Annotated in this window: 21 protein-coding genes; 5 read left to right on the top strand and 16 right to left on the bottom strand. The window is 64.6% G+C overall.

Annotated features, from left to right (window positions below; genetic code table 11):
* Nucleotides 1-40: 40 nt before the first annotated feature.
* The 3 genes from ACW2Q0_RS15765 to ACW2Q0_RS15755 form a co-directional block, all read right to left on the bottom strand.
* Nucleotides 41-427 (bottom strand): phage holin family protein, encoded by a 387-nt coding sequence (locus ACW2Q0_RS15765; protein WP_457190701.1) that lies wholly within the window; start codon nt 425-427, stop codon nt 41-43.
* 225 nt (nt 428-652) lie between these two features.
* Nucleotides 653-1,738 (bottom strand): L-cysteine desulfhydrase Cds1, encoded by a 1,086-nt coding sequence (gene cds1, locus ACW2Q0_RS15760; protein ID WP_457190699.1) that lies wholly within the window; start codon nt 1,736-1,738, stop codon nt 653-655.
* Complete coding sequence (locus ACW2Q0_RS15755) at nt 1,735-2,085, bottom strand: DUF4229 domain-containing protein (RefSeq protein WP_457190697.1); 351 nt, start codon at nt 2,083-2,085, stop codon at nt 1,735-1,737. Before ACW2Q0_RS15755 ends, cds1 begins: the two co-directional genes overlap by 4 nt.
* Before the next feature lie 181 nt (nt 2,086-2,266).
* On the opposite strand from ACW2Q0_RS15755, the gene ACW2Q0_RS15750 reads away from it, so the two are divergent.
* A complete protein-coding gene (locus tag ACW2Q0_RS15750) occupies nt 2,267-2,476 on the top strand; it encodes a BldC family transcriptional regulator (protein ID WP_062983746.1) in 210 nt (69 codons plus the stop codon).
* A 127-nt stretch (nt 2,477-2,603) separates the two neighbouring features.
* Complete coding sequence (locus tag ACW2Q0_RS15745; protein ID WP_457190694.1) at nt 2,604-2,801, top strand: hypothetical protein; 198 nt, start codon at nt 2,604-2,606, stop codon at nt 2,799-2,801.
* Nucleotides 2,802-3,277: 476 nt separating this feature from the next.
* Here ACW2Q0_RS15745 and ACW2Q0_RS15740 read toward each other — a convergent pair whose 3' ends face one another.
* The gene (locus ACW2Q0_RS15740; protein WP_457190692.1) at nt 3,278-3,892 is read right to left on the bottom strand and encodes a hypothetical protein; all 615 of its coding nucleotides are present in this window, start codon (nt 3,890-3,892) and stop codon (nt 3,278-3,280) included.
* A gap of 291 nt (nt 3,893-4,183) precedes the next feature.
* Between ACW2Q0_RS15740 and lppU the strand changes: the two genes are divergently transcribed.
* Nucleotides 4,184-4,849, top strand: a complete 666-nt coding sequence (gene lppU / locus ACW2Q0_RS15735) for an LppU family putative lipoprotein (RefSeq protein ID WP_457190690.1) — start codon at nt 4,184-4,186, stop codon at nt 4,847-4,849.
* Between the two features lie 1,166 nt (nt 4,850-6,015).
* Here the strand turns inward: lppU and ACW2Q0_RS15730 are convergent.
* Together ACW2Q0_RS15730 and ACW2Q0_RS15725 are read right to left on the bottom strand one after the other, a co-directional pair.
* Nucleotides 6,016-6,423, bottom strand: a complete 408-nt coding sequence (locus tag ACW2Q0_RS15730) for a type II toxin-antitoxin system VapC family toxin (protein ID WP_457190688.1) — start codon at nt 6,421-6,423, stop codon at nt 6,016-6,018.
* Nucleotides 6,420-6,629, bottom strand: a complete 210-nt coding sequence (locus ACW2Q0_RS15725) for a hypothetical protein (RefSeq protein ID WP_457190686.1) — start codon at nt 6,627-6,629, stop codon at nt 6,420-6,422. The genes ACW2Q0_RS15730 and ACW2Q0_RS15725 overlap by 4 nt, the downstream gene beginning before the upstream one ends.
* 233 nt (nt 6,630-6,862) lie before the next feature.
* On the opposite strand from ACW2Q0_RS15725, the gene ACW2Q0_RS15720 reads away from it, so the two are divergent.
* Nucleotides 6,863-7,144, top strand: a complete 282-nt coding sequence (locus ACW2Q0_RS15720; RefSeq protein ID WP_457190684.1) for a hypothetical protein — start codon at nt 6,863-6,865, stop codon at nt 7,142-7,144.
* Nucleotides 7,145-7,150: 6 nt separating this feature from the next.
* Here the strand turns inward: ACW2Q0_RS15720 and ccsB are convergent, their stop codons facing one another.
* The 6 genes from ccsB to hemL all read right to left on the bottom strand — a co-directional run bounded on the left by ccsB (nt 7,151) and on the right by hemL (nt 13,774).
* Entirely contained in the window at nt 7,151-8,119 is a 969-nt protein-coding gene (gene ccsB, locus ACW2Q0_RS15715; protein ID WP_457190682.1) for a c-type cytochrome biogenesis protein CcsB, read from the bottom strand.
* A 2-nt stretch (nt 8,120-8,121) separates the two neighbouring features.
* Nucleotides 8,122-9,759, bottom strand: coding sequence for a cytochrome c biogenesis protein ResB (resB, locus tag ACW2Q0_RS15710; RefSeq protein ID WP_457190680.1), 1,638 nt, complete (start codon nt 9,757-9,759; stop codon nt 8,122-8,124).
* Nucleotides 9,756-10,592 carry a cytochrome c biogenesis CcdA family protein gene (locus ACW2Q0_RS15705; protein WP_457190678.1) on the bottom strand — a complete coding sequence of 279 codons (837 nt, stop codon included), beginning with the start codon at nt 10,590-10,592 and terminating at the stop codon, nt 9,756-9,758. Before ACW2Q0_RS15705 ends, resB begins: the two co-directional genes overlap by 4 nt.
* A 295-nt stretch (nt 10,593-10,887) precedes the next feature.
* The gene (locus tag ACW2Q0_RS15700; RefSeq protein WP_457190676.1) at nt 10,888-11,511 is read right to left on the bottom strand and encodes a TlpA disulfide reductase family protein; all 624 of its coding nucleotides are present in this window, start codon (nt 11,509-11,511) and stop codon (nt 10,888-10,890) included.
* Nucleotides 11,508-12,185: a histidine phosphatase family protein gene (locus ACW2Q0_RS15695; protein ID WP_457190884.1), complete on the bottom strand. Its 678-nt coding sequence runs from the start codon at nt 12,183-12,185 to the stop codon at nt 11,508-11,510. Before ACW2Q0_RS15695 ends, ACW2Q0_RS15700 begins: the two co-directional genes overlap by 4 nt.
* Before the next feature lie 251 nt (nt 12,186-12,436).
* A complete protein-coding gene (hemL, locus tag ACW2Q0_RS15690; protein WP_457190674.1) occupies nt 12,437-13,774 on the bottom strand; it encodes a glutamate-1-semialdehyde 2,1-aminomutase in 1,338 nt (445 codons plus the stop codon).
* 190 nt (nt 13,775-13,964) lie between these two features.
* On the opposite strand from hemL, the gene ACW2Q0_RS15685 reads away from it, so the two are divergent.
* Nucleotides 13,965-14,345 carry a hypothetical protein gene (locus ACW2Q0_RS15685; protein WP_457190672.1) on the top strand — a complete coding sequence of 127 codons (381 nt, stop codon included), beginning with the start codon at nt 13,965-13,967 and terminating at the stop codon, nt 14,343-14,345.
* Here ACW2Q0_RS15685 and ACW2Q0_RS15680 read toward each other — a convergent pair.
* From ACW2Q0_RS15680 to ACW2Q0_RS15665, 4 genes are all read right to left on the bottom strand, one after another.
* Nucleotides 14,342-14,581, bottom strand: coding sequence for a hypothetical protein (locus ACW2Q0_RS15680; RefSeq protein WP_457190670.1), 240 nt, complete (start codon nt 14,579-14,581; stop codon nt 14,342-14,344). The two genes, ACW2Q0_RS15685 and ACW2Q0_RS15680, sit on opposite strands and share 4 nt — an antisense overlap.
* Before the next feature lie 336 nt (nt 14,582-14,917).
* Nucleotides 14,918-15,184: a hypothetical protein gene (locus ACW2Q0_RS15675; RefSeq protein ID WP_457190668.1), complete on the bottom strand. Its 267-nt coding sequence runs from the start codon at nt 15,182-15,184 to the stop codon at nt 14,918-14,920.
* Nucleotides 15,181-15,717, bottom strand: a complete 537-nt coding sequence (locus tag ACW2Q0_RS15670) for a hypothetical protein (RefSeq protein ID WP_457190666.1) — start codon at nt 15,715-15,717, stop codon at nt 15,181-15,183. Before ACW2Q0_RS15670 ends, ACW2Q0_RS15675 begins: the two co-directional genes overlap by 4 nt.
* 332 nt (nt 15,718-16,049) lie before the next feature.
* The gene (locus tag ACW2Q0_RS15665; RefSeq protein ID WP_457190664.1) at nt 16,050-16,496 is read right to left on the bottom strand and encodes a hypothetical protein; all 447 of its coding nucleotides are present in this window, start codon (nt 16,494-16,496) and stop codon (nt 16,050-16,052) included.
* Nucleotides 16,497-16,858 lie beyond the last annotated feature (362 nt).

Genomic DNA, 16,858 nt, shown 5'->3' with positions numbered 1-16,858 from the left:
CGGCGGCGGGCGACCAGGAGGGCCGCCCGTGTCGCAGCTGCTAGTCGTCGCCGTCCGGGACCAGGATGCCGAGGACCCAGTTGACCACCGCGACGATGATGCCACCCCACACGGCGGCCCAGAAGCCATCGACGCGCAGGCCGTAGTCAGTCGTTTCGGTGATCTTCGCGGTCAGCCACAGCATCAGCGCGTTGATCACCAGCAGGAACAGACCGAGGGTCACGATGACCAGCGGTAGTGATAGCAGTTTCACAATCGGCTTGATCACGGCGTTCACCGCGGTGAAGACCACCGCGACGACCAAGATCACAATGACTTTGCCGCCATTGCCCTTGTCCGCGGGACTGAGAATTTCGATCTTGTCGACCCAAGCGGCGGCCAGCCAGATGGCCACCGCGTTGATAATCAACCGAATCAGGAGATGCATGCGCCAATGCTAGGCCCGCCGGGCGGGCATGTGCTGCCACATAAGACGAATCGGGCGGCGTGCACATGCCCGAGCCTCACGCCGCACGGTCGAGCAGCGAGTGCACCTTCGGCTGGAGTCCATCGACCGCCTACGGACCGCCCAGAACGCGGGTTTGACGATTTTCGCCGCAAGAAAGGCCCGCCGCTCGGCGCTCCCGGGGCGGACCGGTCGCGATAACGCGAGCTAGCCGGACCAGATTCCGGTCGCGGCGAACTTCTCCAGGATTGCGGCGGGTGCGGCGAGGTTCATCCCTTGTGCCTCGACCCACGCGTCGTCGAAATACGTTCCGGCATAGCGATCTCCGCCGTCACAGAGCAGCGTGACCACACTGCCCGAACGACCCGCGGCGATCATTTCGGCAATGAGCGCGAACGCACCCCACAGATTGGTTCCGGTGGAACCGCCCACGCGGCGGCCGATTACCCGACTCGCGAGCCGGGCAGTGGCGATGGATGCGGCATCGGGCACCTCGATCATCCGATCCACCACCTGACCGATGAACGACGGCTCGACCCGTGGGCGGCCGATTCCCTCTATGCGCGACGGCATTCCGGTCTGATATCGGGCATCGGCCGTTTCGTAGCCGCCGTAGAACGCGGAGTTCTCGGGGTCGACCACGGCCAGTTTCGACCGGTAGCGGTGATAGCGGATATAGCGACCGATGGTGGCGCTGGTGCCGCCGGTACCCGCACCGACCACGATCCAGTCCGGCACCGGATGCGTCTCCAATTCCATTTGCTCGAAAATGGATTCGGCGATGTTGTTATTGCCGCGCCAGTCGGTGGCGCGCTCGGCATGAGTGAATTGATCCATGAAGTGACCACCGCATTCGGTGGCCAGCCGCGCCGCCTCGGTGTACATATCCGGTGGGCGCCGCACGAAATGGCATCGGCCGCCCTGAGCTTCGATCAACTCGATCTTCTGCGGCGAGGTGCCCTCCGGCATCACCGCGACGAAATCCAGTCCGAGCAATTTGGCGAAATACGCCTCGCTGACCGCGGTCGAACCGGACGACGCCTCGACCACCGTGGTGCCTTCGGTGACCCAGCCGTTGCAGATCGCGTACAGGAACAGCGACCGCGCCAGCCGGTGCTTGAGGCTGCCGGTGATGTGGGTGGACTCGTCCTTCAGGTACAGCTGGACATCCCAGGAGACGGGCAGCGGGTACCGGATCAGATGGGTGTCGGCGCTGCGCTGCGCATCGGCCTCGATGAGCCGCACCGCATTGTCGACCCAGACGCGTGGCGTACTGCGATCGCAGTACTTCACGACGCCGCATCGGTCGGGTCGTCGTCACCACGCAGCCGGGCACGCAGCTGCGCCTTGTCCTGGCGACGCTGCGCATCGACCACCGCGATGTCCTCGTTGACTCGAGCACGCAACTTCTTGAACAGCGTCAGCGACAGCGGCATCGCGATGATCAAGGCGAACAGGGCGGCGACCACCAGCGGGATCTCCACCGCGACGAGCCGGGCGACGACGACGATCGCGACGGTAATGACGACGACCAGCCCCAGCCTGGCGAGCGTGTAGAGCGCCAGATTGCGGGCCAGCCGCGCGCCGACGCCAGCGGTTTGCTGTTCGGGTTCACCCTTCGGTGGAGTTGCCTCACTCACGCCGTCCAGACTATGCGAAGCTATGGCCGACCCCGGCGATACCTCCTATCGCGGTAAAGCACGTATCCGTTTTGTCTATTACTTCCCCTTTACCAACTGTAGGTGGTTCGAGTACCTAGGGGTTGCAGTGCAACGATGTCGCCATCTGATGAGGGAACTGTCGAGAACGGAGAGGTTTGCTATGACTGCGATCACCGTCGGCGGCCAGGACACCCTGCTGACACCGGGCCAAGTAGCCGCCATGTTCCACGTCGATCCGAAGACCGTCACCCGCTGGGCCCACGCGGGGCGCCTCGGGTCGCTGCGCACACCGGGCGGGCATCGCCGGTTCCGCGAATCCGAGGTACTCCAGCTGCTCAAGTCGCTTACCACCGAGGCCACGGCACGCTGATCCTGGTCCGCGGACCCGTAGCCGCGAGTCGAGTCTCGCCGTCTAGGGGTCCGCACCCACGAATTTCCGGTCTGCGGTGTCCGAAGGCTACGCACGCGACTACCCTCGATAGCAGGAGGTGAGCGACGTGACGTACCTGTTGGCACTCATCGCGGTTGTGGCAGTCGCGGTGCTGTGCTGGAAGGCGTTCGGCCCCGAGAAGACCGCGGGACCGCCCACGCGTTCGCCACAACGCAAGCGCATCATGGGACCGGACGACGACTCCGAATTCCTCTGGCGCATTTCGCGCCAGCATCGCGATGGTGACGGGCCCGCCGAGCGCTGAATGGGCCACGCCCGGTTCGCCGGGCTTTCCGATAGGCCAACGTAAATCCTTAGTCGCGCAACGCATATTGCCCGCGCGGTCCATTTTGCTGCGCCGATACCGAATCGCCTCGGACCCTGGAAACTCGCCGCAACCGGCTTCTACTGCTGTCCAGGTGAACTTGCCTTCGCCTGGTACGAGGCCGAAAGCCACTCGCAAATGATCACTCACGACCACCGAGGTCGCACCAAAGCACTTCCCGGGATGTGGACGCGAACTCGGGCTCGACAGTCGCCGCAAACTAGAAATGCCTGCGAGGCTCGGATAGTTGTTGATCTATCCGCGGCCGACCGACCATAGCCGATAAACAAGCGAAGTACGACCGGCCGCAGATCCTCCGACTCCCCCTCGGTCGTCAGGCCGACGAGGTCGCGGAAATTCATGTCATCGAAGGCCGCCGTCATGCTCCTCAGCGTGCCGTTCGACAGCTCGAACGATCACGGCTCGCCGTTGACGACGGCCATCACGGCGTCCATGAAGGACTGTCCGCCCATGATGTAGCCGCCGGCTATCGCGCCGATTACCGCGCCGATGGGGCCGGTGATGAGGCTGAAGAAGAAGACGCCGACGATGGCGCCGATAATGAGGCCGAGAACGCCGCCGACGACCACACCGACGATGTTCTTGTTGATTTCGTCGGTCAGGCGGGCCATGGAATTGACCGGCTGCATCTCGCCGATGTTCTTGGCGGTCAATTTCGGTGTGAGAGTGAGGGTTCGGCCGCTATCGGAGATCGCCTGGTCGACCGCGACATGAGTGCCGGAGAGCTCGTAGGTCAAGGGGACTTCCGAGACGACAGCGCCGGTGTCGGACTTCAGCTCGACCTTGGTGCCGTCGTCGGCGAGTTCGAACTTGCCGCTGTCGACGGCGGTCGTGAGCACCCGGTGCGCATCCGGGGTGTCGGAAACCACTGTGCGGTAACCGATTCCCTGCTCGACGCCGGAGGCCGACACCTCTTTGGCAACTTCCGCTGGCTTCGCATTCGCGGTTCCCGCCGTGATTCCCACGGCGGCGATGGACACGAGAGTGACGGCGAACGTGCCGAACTTCATCAAGTTTTCCTTCTGACAAGCACCGGCCCGGTTAGCCGATAGACGCGGATCAGCGCCACGTAGCTTGTTGCCCCGCACGATATTCGGGAAACCCCATACGGCCATCGTTATTCGATCGTTATTAACACATCCGACCTACGAAAATTTCACACATATATCCTTTTTATCCGCAAAAATAGATGACTCGACGCACAGGCATCAGATGGTGTAGGCATGACGTGATCTCACCATTGCAACTTTCAACTTCGTATCTCGGCGCGCGAGTTCGAACAGCCCTGGAGGACGTCACAGGTGTCGCGTCAACGTGTCCGTGCGGGTCTCACCTTGACGGTCTTCATAGCTGTAACCGCGCTGGCCGCAGCCGTCGTAGCGGTGGCCGCGATGTCGCTGAGCAAGGAAAAATCCACCACGAGCAGCCCATCGCCCGCGGCCGAAAACTATGCCGCGCCGACCACCTCGACGGCACCGTCGAGCTCCGACCTGCCACCGACCACCACCGAGGCGCCGCCGACAACCTCCGCCGTCCGCAGCACCTTCGACAAGATCGCGGGCGGGCTGCGGCTTGACGTCGGCGACTGCGTGGAGATCGGCGGCAGCGGCGACAGCCCCACCCTCGGTAAGATCGCCTGTGGCGGTACGGGTTCCAACTACAAGGTCATCGACAAGGCGCCCGAGAACGCCGCCTGCCCCAGCGACGCCGACCGCATCCTCAACGACACCCTGCGCGGCATCAACCGCGCCGCGCTCTGCCTGGATATCGACTGGGTAATCGGCGGCTGCATGGATCCGAACAAGGACAACCCCAAGCGCCTCGACTGCAGCACCAGAGGTGTCCCCAACGCCGTACGCGTCGTCGACATCAAACAAGACACCGCGAACGTAAATGTCTGCTCCTCCAGCGACCGCGGAATCGTCTACCAACAACGTCAATTCGTAGTCTGCGTCCACCGGTTGTAGATAGGCGGCCCCTCCGAGCGTCTCGGCCCGACAGCGGTCCGACGATGTCCGACCACGCAGAAATGCTCGCGATCCGAAGTGGTCACGGCGGCAATCGGAAACCGCTCGGCCACAGCGACAACGGATGCGTGTCCGAGCAGACAGCCGCGACGGCCTTCCAGCGAGATAGCCGCCTGGTGAACGCGAGCGCAGGGACCAACAGCGGCCAGAGCGTTCAGCGCTATGCGGCGTGCCCCGGAACCCGACCCGGCCACCACGAAGCCATCGTCGACATCGCCAGGATCGCCGTCGTGTCACGCCGCCTCGCCCGCACTCGACACAGTTCTCGGCCGCTCACTTAAACAGGAAAGTTATCTTCTATATGTTGTAGTTCCGGCCGAATCATCTGGTAGCCAGCGGTATGCTGTTGTTGACGCCTTCCGCGGTACCAGATGACGTCTTGTCCGGTTCGGTCGATGCTGCAGCTGTCGGCCTGCCGGAATGCGCGTTCCCATCGGGACGCATCATGTACTTCACCAGGTAGCCGAAATCGCGTGTCGCAAAGTCGATTCGGCACGTAACGCACTCACAGCCCCAGTCCGGTAGCTCGGCAGCGCGGCCTAACTACGCGGACGTTCATAAAGCTCGTTGTAAGGAAGCAAAATGTCTAGCAAGATCGTCAAAACTCTAGCCGCGACTGTTATGGCCGCGCCCCTGCTCGTCCTCGCGACGCCCGCAGCCTCCGCCGATTCGACTGCCACGGCCCCTGCGTCGTCCTACACCGCTCCGGTCGACGGATCATTCGGATCAGCTACGTGGTGTATCCCCCTCGGTAGTGTCGTCTGGTGCATCTGAGCGAGCGTCTGAGAACCCCCGGTAGCTGTGTGACGCTCGAGATTCGAGTGAACTCCTGGTAGAGCAGTGATTACTGAGATCAATTTATACCGGGAGTTCGCCGTCACCATCGATCGGTAATCAGCAGCTCAGAGCGCCTTTTCGAGCCTCAGTTCAGCCCAGCGTAAGAGTGCAATCCACTGATCACGATGTTGATGATGAAAAGCGTTCTCGGCGTTTGCGGTTGACGGCTGTGCATGGCAACGCCGTCTACCAGCGGATTTGGGTGATGTTCAGGTTGGTCGCGTTGGTGCGGCTCTGACCTGCTGCGTACTTTCTGCGTACCCGGGTCGCTACGGCACGAGGAGCAATTGACCGGCCTTGGACCGGACGATAGAGAAATGCTTGCGGTCCAGCGTGGCAACCGCGGTGGCGGGGAAGCGTTCGGCCACGGCGACGACGGATGCGTCCACCGTGCCGAGCGGCAGATCGGAGTACTTGTCAACCAGCTGGCGGATTCGGTCCAGGTCCTCGGTGGTCGTGTCCACGACGGTATATGTGCCTTCAGCTACGTCCTGGAGGAAAGCCAGCTCGGCGGCTGGACCACAGCGTCGTTCCAGCAGAATGGCCGCCTCGGTGAACACAGGTGCGGGCACCAGCAGCGGGCCGGGCGCGTTCAACAGCAGCTCTCGACAGGCAGTGTGATGGTCGTCTCGCCGGTTGACCAAGGCCACGATCGGCCCGGTATCGACAACAATCACTCGGCCGAGTTCCTGTCGAGCTCCTCCCGAACGATCTCCTTTGCCCGTTCCGCCAGATCGGGTTCGGCGGAAATGATGCCTTCGCTGTGGAACGTGCGGCGGCCGGACTTCTGGACGAGCTGACGAAGCAGCGCCGTCGCGGCCGGCACCTGGTCATCGGGCACGGCTTCAGCCAGCTGGACCAGTTCCTCATGAGACGTACGCATGGTGACCAGTGTAGATCTGACCGAAAACCAGCGCTGATTTGACGCACATGCATCAATCGGCTCCCCGAGGATGATTCCACTTTGTGGTCCCCCAGCGTGCTCGAAGCCGCCACGATCACACGTGACTCGGCTCCCGCACTGAGCGCGCCCTGCCGCGCGAACACGCCACCAGAGGTGGCGCACTCTGGGTTATCGGCTGGAACCTGCGTATCGCCGAAGCACAGATCCCCGGCTTGCCGGAGGGATTCAGCTTCCAAGCCTCCGGCACTACTACGCCCTCGTTGCTGATCAAGCACGGCGCTGATATCAAGACCGTGCAGGCGCGCGTTCGTCATGGAAGCGCCGTCACCACACTGCGGTACTACGCCGATCGTGGCCCGACGCCGATCAGTCGACGCGCACCGCTGTCGGCGGCGTACTCCGAGCCCGACTCGACGCTACTGCGTACCCACTGCGTACCGAGTCTGAAAATACCGGCACGAATGTACTGGAATAACGCGTATTTCCTCAGGTAGATCCCTTTAGTTCAGCCCAGCGTAAGAGTGCAATCCACTGATCACGATGTTGATGATGAACAGGTTGAACAGCATCGCCACGAAACCGGCGATGTTGATGTAGGCGGCCTTGGTGTCGCGCCAACCTGAGGTGGCGCGGGCATGGAGGTAGGCGGCGTACAACACCCAGGCGATGAAGGAGCAGGTTTCCTTGGGGTCCCAGCCCCAGAAGCGGCCCCAGGCGGCTTCGGCCCAGATGGCGCCCAGGATTACCCCGGCGCCGAAGAGGGGGAAGCCGATGATGGTGGTTTTGTAGGCGAGGCGGTCGAGGGTGCGGGCGTCGGGGAGGCGGCGGGCGATGGTGCCGAGGATGTTGTCGGATTCGGCGCCTTCGGGCTGACGCAGGCGGTAGAGGAAGAGCAGGCTGGCTATGCCGGAAACCAGGAAGACGCCGCTGCCGATGCTGACGATAGTGACGTGGATGGGCAGCCAGAAAGACTTCAGTGCGGGCACAACGGGTGCCGCGTCGGCGTAGAGCACGGTGCCGGCCAGGAACAGCAGGATGAGGATCGGGACCAGCAGGAAGACCCACATCGAGCGGTAGCGCTGCTCACGCAGAAACAGCATGCCGACGACGGCGGCCGCCGCGGTCGCCATGGTGACGAATTCATACATATTGCCGAGCGGAAAGCGATGGGTTGCGAAGCCGCGCAACACGATCGAGGTCACGTGCAGGGCGATGGCGACGAAAAGCACCGAGAACGCCATATTGCCCGCGCGTTCGGCGAGCGGCTTGGCCTGCGGCGTTTCGACCCGGCCGGGTCCGGCGGGACGATCGGAACCACCGCCGACGGTCACCAGGTCACGTGCGACGACCTTTTGCGTACGCGCCGCCGCGTACTGCACGATCAGCAGCACCAGCACCAGCGCGTACACGACGATCGCCGATTTGAAGGCGAGATCGCTGTACTGGGCGATGGTCTCGTCGATCGGCATGGTCACTCTCCCGTGGCGGATTGGTCATCGAGCAGGCGCTTGCGCAGGCGATCGAATTCGCCGCCCCAGCCCGCCTGATCGGTTCTGGCGAGCCCGCCCATCTCTACTACGGTGCGTCGTTTGTCGACAGTACCCGCTTCATCCTCGGCCGGGTAGCAGCGGATCCAGATGCGCCGCCGCTTCACCAGCAGCGATACCAGCAGCCCGGACATCATGGCCAGCGCGCACACCAGCACCCACTGCTGCGCCGGATCGTGCGATACCTGCAGATTCACGAATTCCTGCGCACCGTCGAAGGTGACCTTGGTGCCGTTGGGCAGCGTCGCAGATTCGCCGGGCCGCAGGTTGACCCTGGCCTCCTTGGTCAGTCGCCCCTGCTTGACCTGCTCAGGGTCCAGCGCGAACAGCGACTGTGGTTTACCGGTGTCGAGGCCGGTATCGCCGCGATAGATATCCACCGCGACGGCCGGATCGTTCATGGTCGGGAACGACGAGGTCAGCAGGCTGCCGTGGAGCAGCGCGGTCGGCGCGAACAGACCCTCGATGGCGATCTGGTTCTTGCGGCGCTCTTCGTCGGTCGCGTACATACCGCCGGGCGGATCGATCCGCAGCACACCGCTGGACAGGAAGGTCTGCGCATTGTCGGGCCGCCACTGGACGCTCTCGGTTCGGGTCTGCCCATTCGGGAAGGTCACCGTGAATGTCGGCGCGAAACCGTGGCCCTGTAGATACAGCCGGTCCCCCGCGACGCGCAACGGATGGTTCACCTGGATCTGCGCGTTGCGCCAGGTATCGCTGCGCAGATCGCCTCCGGCCTGATATTCGATATTCGAAGTGAACATCTCGGCCTGACCGTTCTGCAGATAGTCGGCCTTGAAGTCCTTGACCCGCACGCACAATGGCGCCATACCGGTGCCGTCATTGATATTGCCCGCCTTGAACGAGTCGAAGACCGCAGGCGAGGTGGTGCAGAAGCCGGGACCGTTGTTCGCGATGACGATCACGCTGCCCTCGTAGCCGAAGAGCTTGCCGACCGCGATGGCGACCAGCAGTCCGACCAGAGCCAGGTGGAAGACGAGGTTGCCGAGTTCGCGGGTGTAACCCTTCTCCGCGGAGAGAGTGATCTCACCATGACGAGTGCCGTCGCGCACCTCGGTTCGCCAGCCGCGCAGTTCATTTCGCGCATGCTCGAGCACGGTGTCCGGCGTTGCGTCGACGGTCTCGGAGTAGTGGTGCGGCAGCCGCGACAGGTTGCGCGGCACCTGAACCGGCGGTGTGCGCAGCGCGCGATAGTGATCCAGACAGCGCGGCAGAATACAGCCGACGAGCGAAATGAAAAGCAGCGCGTAGATTGCCGTGAACCAGAAACTGGAGAACACGTCGAACAGCTGGAACCGGTCCATCCACGGCCCGAGCGTCGGGCGGTCGGCGATGTACTGCTCGACCTTGCCCTCGTTGAGATTCCGCTGCGGCAGTAGCGCACCCGGAATCGCGCCCAGGGCCAGCAGAAACAGCAGTACCAGCGCGGTGCGCATGCTGGTCAGACCGCGCCAGGCATTGCGCACGAGCGCCCACGCGCGGCCCGGTAGCGACTGGCGCGGCGGCGTCACCGGCGCCTCGGGGCTGTCGAGCAAGGTCATATCGGCAGCGTCACCTCGGAAACGAAAGCATCGCGCACCCAGGCGACGAACTGCTCCCACGCCCCCGTGACCAGCGCGATCCCGACCGCGACGAGCAAGATGCCCCCGATGATCTGAATGGTGCGCGAATTGCGCCGCAGCCAGCCGACACCGCGCAACGCAGTCGCCGAACCGAAGGCCAGGATCACGAACGGCAGTCCGAGACCGAGGCAGTAGGCGACGATCAGGGCGATGCCGCGCACGGCCGTCGTGCCCTCGGTCCCGGCCGATACCGCCATCACCCCGGACAGCGTCGGCCCGAGACACGGCGTCCAGCCGAGCGCGAAGACCGCGCCGAGCAGCGGAGCGCCCAGAATGCCGGTAAGCCTGCGCGGCTCCATCCGGGTATCGCGCTGCAACGCCGGGACCAGGCCGATGAACACCAAACCCATCAGGATGGTGACCACACCGCCGACCCGTTGCAGCAGTTCACGATTCACGTTCAAGGTCTCGATGACGCCGAAAACCGTTGCAGTGGCGAGCACGAACACCACGGTGAAGCCCGCGACGAATAAACCGGCCGCACCGGCGACTCGGATCCGTCCCTTACCTACCGCAGCCCGACCGACCGAAACCGCGGTGCCGCCAATGCTTTTGGCCTGCGCCGCGGTGGCGGGCGGCGCCTCGGCACCGACCAGCCCGGCCAGATAGGACAGGTAACCCGGCACCAGCGGCACTACACACGGCGAGGCGAACGAGACCAGTCCGGCCAGTACGCATGCGCCGAGCGCCAATAACAGCGGCCCCGTCGCCGCCGCCTGCTGGAACGAATCACCTACTGCGGCAAGCACCATCAGTCGGTCTCCACCGGGGGTCGATCGGCGCGCTCGGGCACCGGCGCCGCAGAAGTATTCGTCGAGGCGGGAACGAAGTCCATCATGGAATCGGCTGCGGCGCTGCGCGGTACAGCGGCAACGCCGACCCATCGGTCATCGACAGTCCAGACACCGCGAACCAGACGGGCGGCCTGCCGCGGGCGACAGGCACGCGGGCTACGAGTACGGCGATCGCGATTCACGATTGCACCTTCCTACCGCTCGCTCTCGAGCGGGACGTAATTACGGCGTGGGCCGAACGGCTTGCGCGGTGTCACTGCGAACCTTCCGCGGCAATGCGTTCGACAATTGGTTGGAGGTCTTCCGCCAAGAGCGAGCGGAGGAAGACAGCGGCGACCCGATGTTGTCGATCCAGCACCAGCGTGGTGGGAATGACACTGGTCGGGAAATTGCCGCCGAGCGCGAGCAGGGTGCGCATGGACGGGTCGTAGACGGACGGATAACCGACCTTGTTGTCGACAACGAAGTCCTGCGCCTTGTCCTGCTGGAAATCACGGACATTGATGCCGAGAAAGACGACGCCCCTGTCCTTGGTTGCCTCGTAGACCTTTTCGAGCGCGGGCGCCTCGGCGCGGCACGGGCCGCACCACTGCCCCCACAGATTGAGCACGACCACCTTGTCCGGGAAGTCGGCGACCGAGGTGGTTTTGCCCGAGGTCATCAGATCCGGCCCGGCGAGCTCGCCGATGGTGCCGCGCCCAGCGGGCGGATCATAGAAAATATCGGTTTTGCCACCGGGCGAGACGAATTCGAACGTACCGCCGGAGGCCACCGCATCCTTCCCGGTCGAACAACCCGCGAGCGCAGCCACCAGGGCAACGCACGCGAACAGGACCGGCGCGAAACGCCGGGCCGACGGCCGGGAAGAAGTTCTCATGCGCCGTGCACCGTGGGATCCGAACCGCCGGCGGGTTCGGAGTAGACGATGTCGACGAGGGTGTCGCCCTGGTAGACCAGCGAGGTCAGCGAGGCGAGCGAGCACTGCCGCTGGCGCGGATCGTGCCAGAGACGCTGGCCCTGCAGGAATCGCCGCAGCGTCCAGACCGGCAGCTGATGCGAAACCAGCACCACCTCATGTCCGGCCGCCTCGACCCTGGCCTTGTTGACCGCGGCCAGCATGCGGTGCGCGATCTGCAGATAAGGCTCGCCCCAGGACGGGGTGAACGGATCGCGCAGCTTCCACCAGTGCCTCGGCTTGCGCAGTGCACCGTCGCCGACCGAAACCCGCAGGCCCTCGAAGGTATTGCCGGCCTCGATCAGGTTCTCGTCGGTGCGCACGAGCAGCCCGTGCCGGCGCGCGATCGGCTCCGCGGTCTCCTGCGCACGCTGCAGCGGCGAGGCGATCACCAGCGCGACGTCGTGATCGGACAGCGACCGCGCCACCGCACCGGCCTGCGCCCGGCCGGTCACCGAAAGACTGAAACCGGGCAGGCGACCGTAGAGAATGCCCTTCGGGTTGTGCACCTCGCCGTGCCGCAGCACGTGCACGATGGTCTCGACGGTGTCGTCCTCGACCGCGTCGGCGGGCTCGGCGCCGCGCGGACGGGTCACGGTGGAGGTACGCGGCGACGCGACGGGCTCTTCGGTCTCGTCGTAATCGGGCTGGTCGACCGCCGCATCGGCGGCACGGGATGCAGCCGCGACACAATCGGATGCGACACCGGGCTGCTCGGCAATGCCGGATCCATCGACGGCGCTCGACGGCGCGGTCGCGGTGGAATCGTCTGTGTCGGTGGCGGCCTCGCCGCCGTCGACAGGGGTATCCGGCAGTTCGCGCACTTCTGAATCTGGCTGGTCGGAACTCACGCGCGGGATCCTTCGGGGGTGGCGGCCGCGGCCGCATGTGCGGCGGCGGGCAGGGCGGCGGCGATACGGTCGAATGCGTCCTCGTCGAGCGCCGCGGAGACGAACCATGCCTCGAACGCGCTCGGCGGTGCGTACACACCGCCGTCGAGCAGTGCGTGGAAGAAAGGCGGGAAACGCCAGGTCTGGCTGGCTTTGGCGGCGGCGTAGTCGGTGACCGGACAGTCGGCGAAGAACACGCTCACCATATTGCCCGCGAACTGGACCTGATGCTCGACCCCCGCCGCGGTGAGCGCCTCGGTGAACAAGCCGCCCAGTCGCTCGGCATTGCGATCGAGTGCGGCGTACACCGCGTCGTCGGCCGCACGCAGCGAGGCGAGCCCGGCGGCGACGGCGACCGGGTTCCCGGACAGGGTGCCTGCCTGATATACCGGGCCGAGCGGCGCAAGGTGATTCATGATCTCGGCGCGCCCGCCGAACGCCGCAGCGGGTAGTCCACCGCTCATCACCTTGCCGAAGGTGTAGAGGTCACCGGCGACGCCGTCGCGACCGAACCAGCCGGACCGGCTCACCCGGAATCCGGTCATCACCTCATCCATGATCAGCAGCGCGCCGTCCTCGGCGGTCAGCTTGCGCAGGCCCTCGTTGAAACCGGGCAGCGGTGCGATCGCACCCATATTGCCCGCGGCCGCCTCGGTGATCACACCCGCGATTTCACCCGGATGTGCGGCGAAGGCAGCGGCGACGGCGTCGATGTCGTTGTACGGCAGCACGATGGTGTCACCGGCTTGCGCGCCCGTAACGCCAGGCGAGGTCGGCAGGCCGAGCGTCGCCACGCCGGATCCGGCGTCGGCGAGCAGTGCGTCCACATGGCCGTGGTAGCAACCCGAGAATTTTATGATCTTGGCGCGACCGGTGTAGCCGCGAGCCAGCCGGACCGCGCTCATGGTGGCTTCGGTACCGGAGTTGACCAGGCGAACCCGGTCCACCGGAGCCATCCGTTCGGCGATCAACTCGGCGAGTTCGATCTCGGCCTCGGTCGGCGCACCGAAGGACAGGCCGCCGACGGCCGCACGCTGCACCGCCTCGACCACCTCGGGATGTGCGTGGCCGAGAATCATCGGACCCCAGGAACACACCAGGTCGACATACTCGTTGCCGTCGACATCGATGAGTGTGCAGCCCTTGGCCGATGCGATGAATCGCGGGGTGCCGCCGACGGACTTGAACGCCCGCACCGGCGAATTCACACCGCCCGGAATCACCGAAGCGGCCCGATCGAAGAGCCGAGCCGAGACCGGCACCGATGCCCTGGTCACGCGGGGAGAAGAACTCACGACGTCCAGTGTCTCAGCCCGATTGGAAGGAGTCGACGACAGGGTGTAGTCGAGTGACGCAGACCGCAGCTCGGTCGTGCCCATCGGGGCAACACGCCGATCATGGTTGCGGCCGATATCGGTCGCTGACCGATGGCTGATGCGTAATCTCGGTGCGTTGTCGCACCATCCAACCCATCGGGAGGGTCCTATGCGGTTCGCCGTCATCAGTGCCACGATCTTCGCCGCGCTCGCCGCCCTTGTCACCTTCGGCACCGGGACCGCGGCCGCCGCGGATCTGATCAGCCAGCCCGACCGGATCGGGCTACATCTGGATCACACGGAGACCGTGGCCCTCGGCGACGGACCGCTGCCCGCGTTGGTCACCATGGTGGTACCGCTCGACCGGATCGGTGCCGGACTCAAAAGCGATACCGAGATCTACCGTGACGAGAACGGCGGTGTGCACGCCTCATTGCGGCAGGTCATCATGGAGGCGGCCGGCCATCCGGACGGCACCGTCACCCTGTACGTCAACGCGCCGGGCGCGAGGGGCGGCCGCATGTTGGACGTTTATCAGAACTGGGGTTAGGTGTACATGCACGGCGCGGAGGCCGAGATGGTGTGCAGCTGGCACATGAAGTTGTTGTACACACTCGCCGAACCCGAGTCGGGCACGAAGATCGGCGCGGGCTGGGCCACCTCGGCCTGAGTGTCGGTCTGGGCAGCGGGCTCCAACGGCAGTCCCGACGCGGCCCATGCGGGCGCCGCACCGATCGCAGCCGCCGCGACGACCGCAGCGCACACTTTCCCGGCAAAACGAATCACAAGCATTTCTCCCAGTCGACACAATTCGGATACCGGCCGAAAGCTTAACGGCCACAACAGTATTCACTGAATGCCGACCATTGCACCTCGCGGCTGCGGCACTTGCACGGTAGTGCAGTCGCGGCCGATGCGCCAGGGCACGTCTGTCGATAGCGCGATCGGCACTAGATGGTGATGCCCAAGCAGAACAGGGCGAATCCGGTCGTCAGTAGGCAGTCCAACGGGACCGGAAGCAGATTCAGCGGCGAGAACGATGAGACTGTCATGCTGCGATGTTCCCGCGAAACTCGAGACCAAACAGCCCAGGCGATGTCGATCGCCGGTAATTGCCCGCGTTCAGCGCGAACGCACGGCCCGGACTGTGCGCGCGACGGCATCGATGGCGAGCACACCGGACACCATGACCAGGACAGCGGCCAGGACCAACCACGGAGCGCTGTAGCGGGTGGCATCGAAGCCGGGCACCTCGCCCGACGGCGCGAAGGTGGTCCTGATCAGTCCGTTGCGCCAGCTCACCACCGCGAGAATCGCGCAGCCGAGTCCGAGGGTGAACTCGACCAGTGCCGTCAGCATCCGGTCACCGAGCGCGATCAAGCGCCTCAACGATCCGCTCCGTTCTCGCTGTCTTCGGTTTCCTCGGTCCGCATGGCCTTATCGGAATCGGTCCGGCCGAGCGCTTCGGCGAGCGCGGCCCGCAATCCGCGATGATCCTTCGCCCACGCCTGTACCAGTTCACCACCGACGAGCCGCAGCCCGATGCCTTTACGCCGGCGTGGCATCCCGCTCAATTCGCCGAGCGAACGCGCCGATTCCCAATCCTCGTCATCCCAGGAGTCATCGTCCCGCTCGGGCAGCACCGCGTCGATCGCCGCGAGCGGCAAGGTCTCGGTGCCCGCGCGCAGCGCGGCGGGGGTCAGCTCGATACTCACATGTCGCTGCCCCGCGATCACCTGCAACACAACGAAACCCGCGATCAGCGCGGCACAGAAAATGAGGGCGAGCCAGTGCACCTGGGCAGCGGTCACCAATTCCAGAATCAGTACGACAAGACATAGCAACGGGCCGTAGGCCACCGAACGCCAGCGTGCGCCCGGCTCGGCGAACAAGACGGTCGTGCCATACCCGGAGGCCGTCACACCCTGCTCCCGGTCGCGCCGAGCACGGCGACGGGAATCGACATCCGGCCCCTGATCAGCCGACCGCGCCAGGCAGAATCAGCAGCGCGACGGTGACCACTGCGAACAGGATCAGCAGGCTCAGTACGAGCAGATCTCGTCGAATGCTCTGCGGCTGTTGGATCACCACTCGCATCGCTGTCTCCGATCTCCCGGAACCATCTGGTCGACGTACTTACAAAACGTAAGACAACGTGCAACGAACGACTTCCGGTTCCCATGTCCTCTGTGACAACCCTCACGATACATGCTGCCGATTTCTTGACAAACTCGCAGACCGCTGCGCCTTCCGTTCACCTGCGACTCATCTGGAAGTACGCAGTCGAGTCCGGACGGTGACTCAGATACACCGCACCCGCCGCCAGTACTCCCTGCACGATCGCCGCACCACCGGCTACCAGCGAGGCCGCCCCGGTCACCGCTTCCAGCGCGAACAGGGTGCCGACCGCGACCAGCACCAGCCAAACGCCCACAGCAGTCAGAAGCGTCCGCGCCCACAGCTTTCCGCGCACAAACTGGTGCACGAACAGCAAAGCGAATGCGGCCAGCGCCAACCCGATCACCACAGCGACCGCAAAAGCCAACGAGACCATCAGCTCCGCACTGGGCATCGTGAAATTCGGATCGCTGACGTGCACCTGGTCATACATCTTCTGCGCGAATTCCCTGCGCTGCTGAAACGCCGCGAAAACCGAACCGATCATCTGCACAATGCCGAATCCGATTACACCCCACCACAATTGCCGCGCCGTCCGAACATCCTCCGGCGGCTCCGGCCGGGGCCGTGGCGGCCCGACGACGGACCCACGCGGATATGACCCGGGTGGATATTTCTCAGGCGGATACGGCATCGGCGCATACACCCCAGGCGGAATCGCGCCCTGCGCATACGACCCAGACGGATACACGCCTTGCGGATGCGAACCCGACGATTGCGTACCTACGCCACTCGGCCCCGGCGATTGCGCAACTGCGGATCTCGGGCCGTGTGGACTCGAACCAGCCGCCTCGGGTACTTCGGCACCCCGTGGCCGCACGGCCGACTCAACATCGTGTGGTGCAGCCAGATGTTCCCTCGGCAGATGCACCCCCTCCGGGAGTG

The organism is Nocardia citri (assembly GCF_054065835.1).
Note: the sequence above shows the minus strand (reverse complement) of the source record. Positions and strands in the feature narration are given on the sequence as shown.

What these genes read in the sequence shown, in the direction of transcription:
- ACW2Q0_RS15765 (WP_457190701.1), bottom strand. Translation starts at nt 427, where the DNA reads ATGCATCTCCTGATTCGGTTGATTATCAACGCGGTGGCCATCTGGCTG.
- ACW2Q0_RS15750 (WP_062983746.1), top strand. Translation starts at nt 2,267, where the DNA reads ATGACTGCGATCACCGTCGGCGGCCAGGACACCCTGCTGACACCGGGC.
- ACW2Q0_RS15740 (WP_457190692.1), bottom strand. Translation starts at nt 3,892, where the DNA reads ATGAAGTTCGGCACGTTCGCCGTCACTCTCGTGTCCATCGCCGCCGTG.
- ACW2Q0_RS15725 (WP_457190686.1), bottom strand. Translation starts at nt 6,629, where the DNA reads ATGCGTACGTCTCATGAGGAACTGGTCCAGCTGGCTGAAGCCGTGCCC.
- ccsB (WP_457190682.1), bottom strand. Translation starts at nt 8,119, where the DNA reads ATGCCGATCGACGAGACCATCGCCCAGTACAGCGATCTCGCCTTCAAA.
- resB (WP_457190680.1), bottom strand. Translation starts at nt 9,759, where the DNA reads ATGACCTTGCTCGACAGCCCCGAGGCGCCGGTGACGCCGCCGCGCCAG.
- ACW2Q0_RS15705 (WP_457190678.1), bottom strand. Translation starts at nt 10,592, where the DNA reads ATGGTGCTTGCCGCAGTAGGTGATTCGTTCCAGCAGGCGGCGGCGACG.
- ACW2Q0_RS15700 (WP_457190676.1), bottom strand. Translation starts at nt 11,511, where the DNA reads ATGAGAACTTCTTCCCGGCCGTCGGCCCGGCGTTTCGCGCCGGTCCTG.
- ACW2Q0_RS15685 (WP_457190672.1), top strand. Translation starts at nt 13,965, where the DNA reads ATGCGGTTCGCCGTCATCAGTGCCACGATCTTCGCCGCGCTCGCCGCC.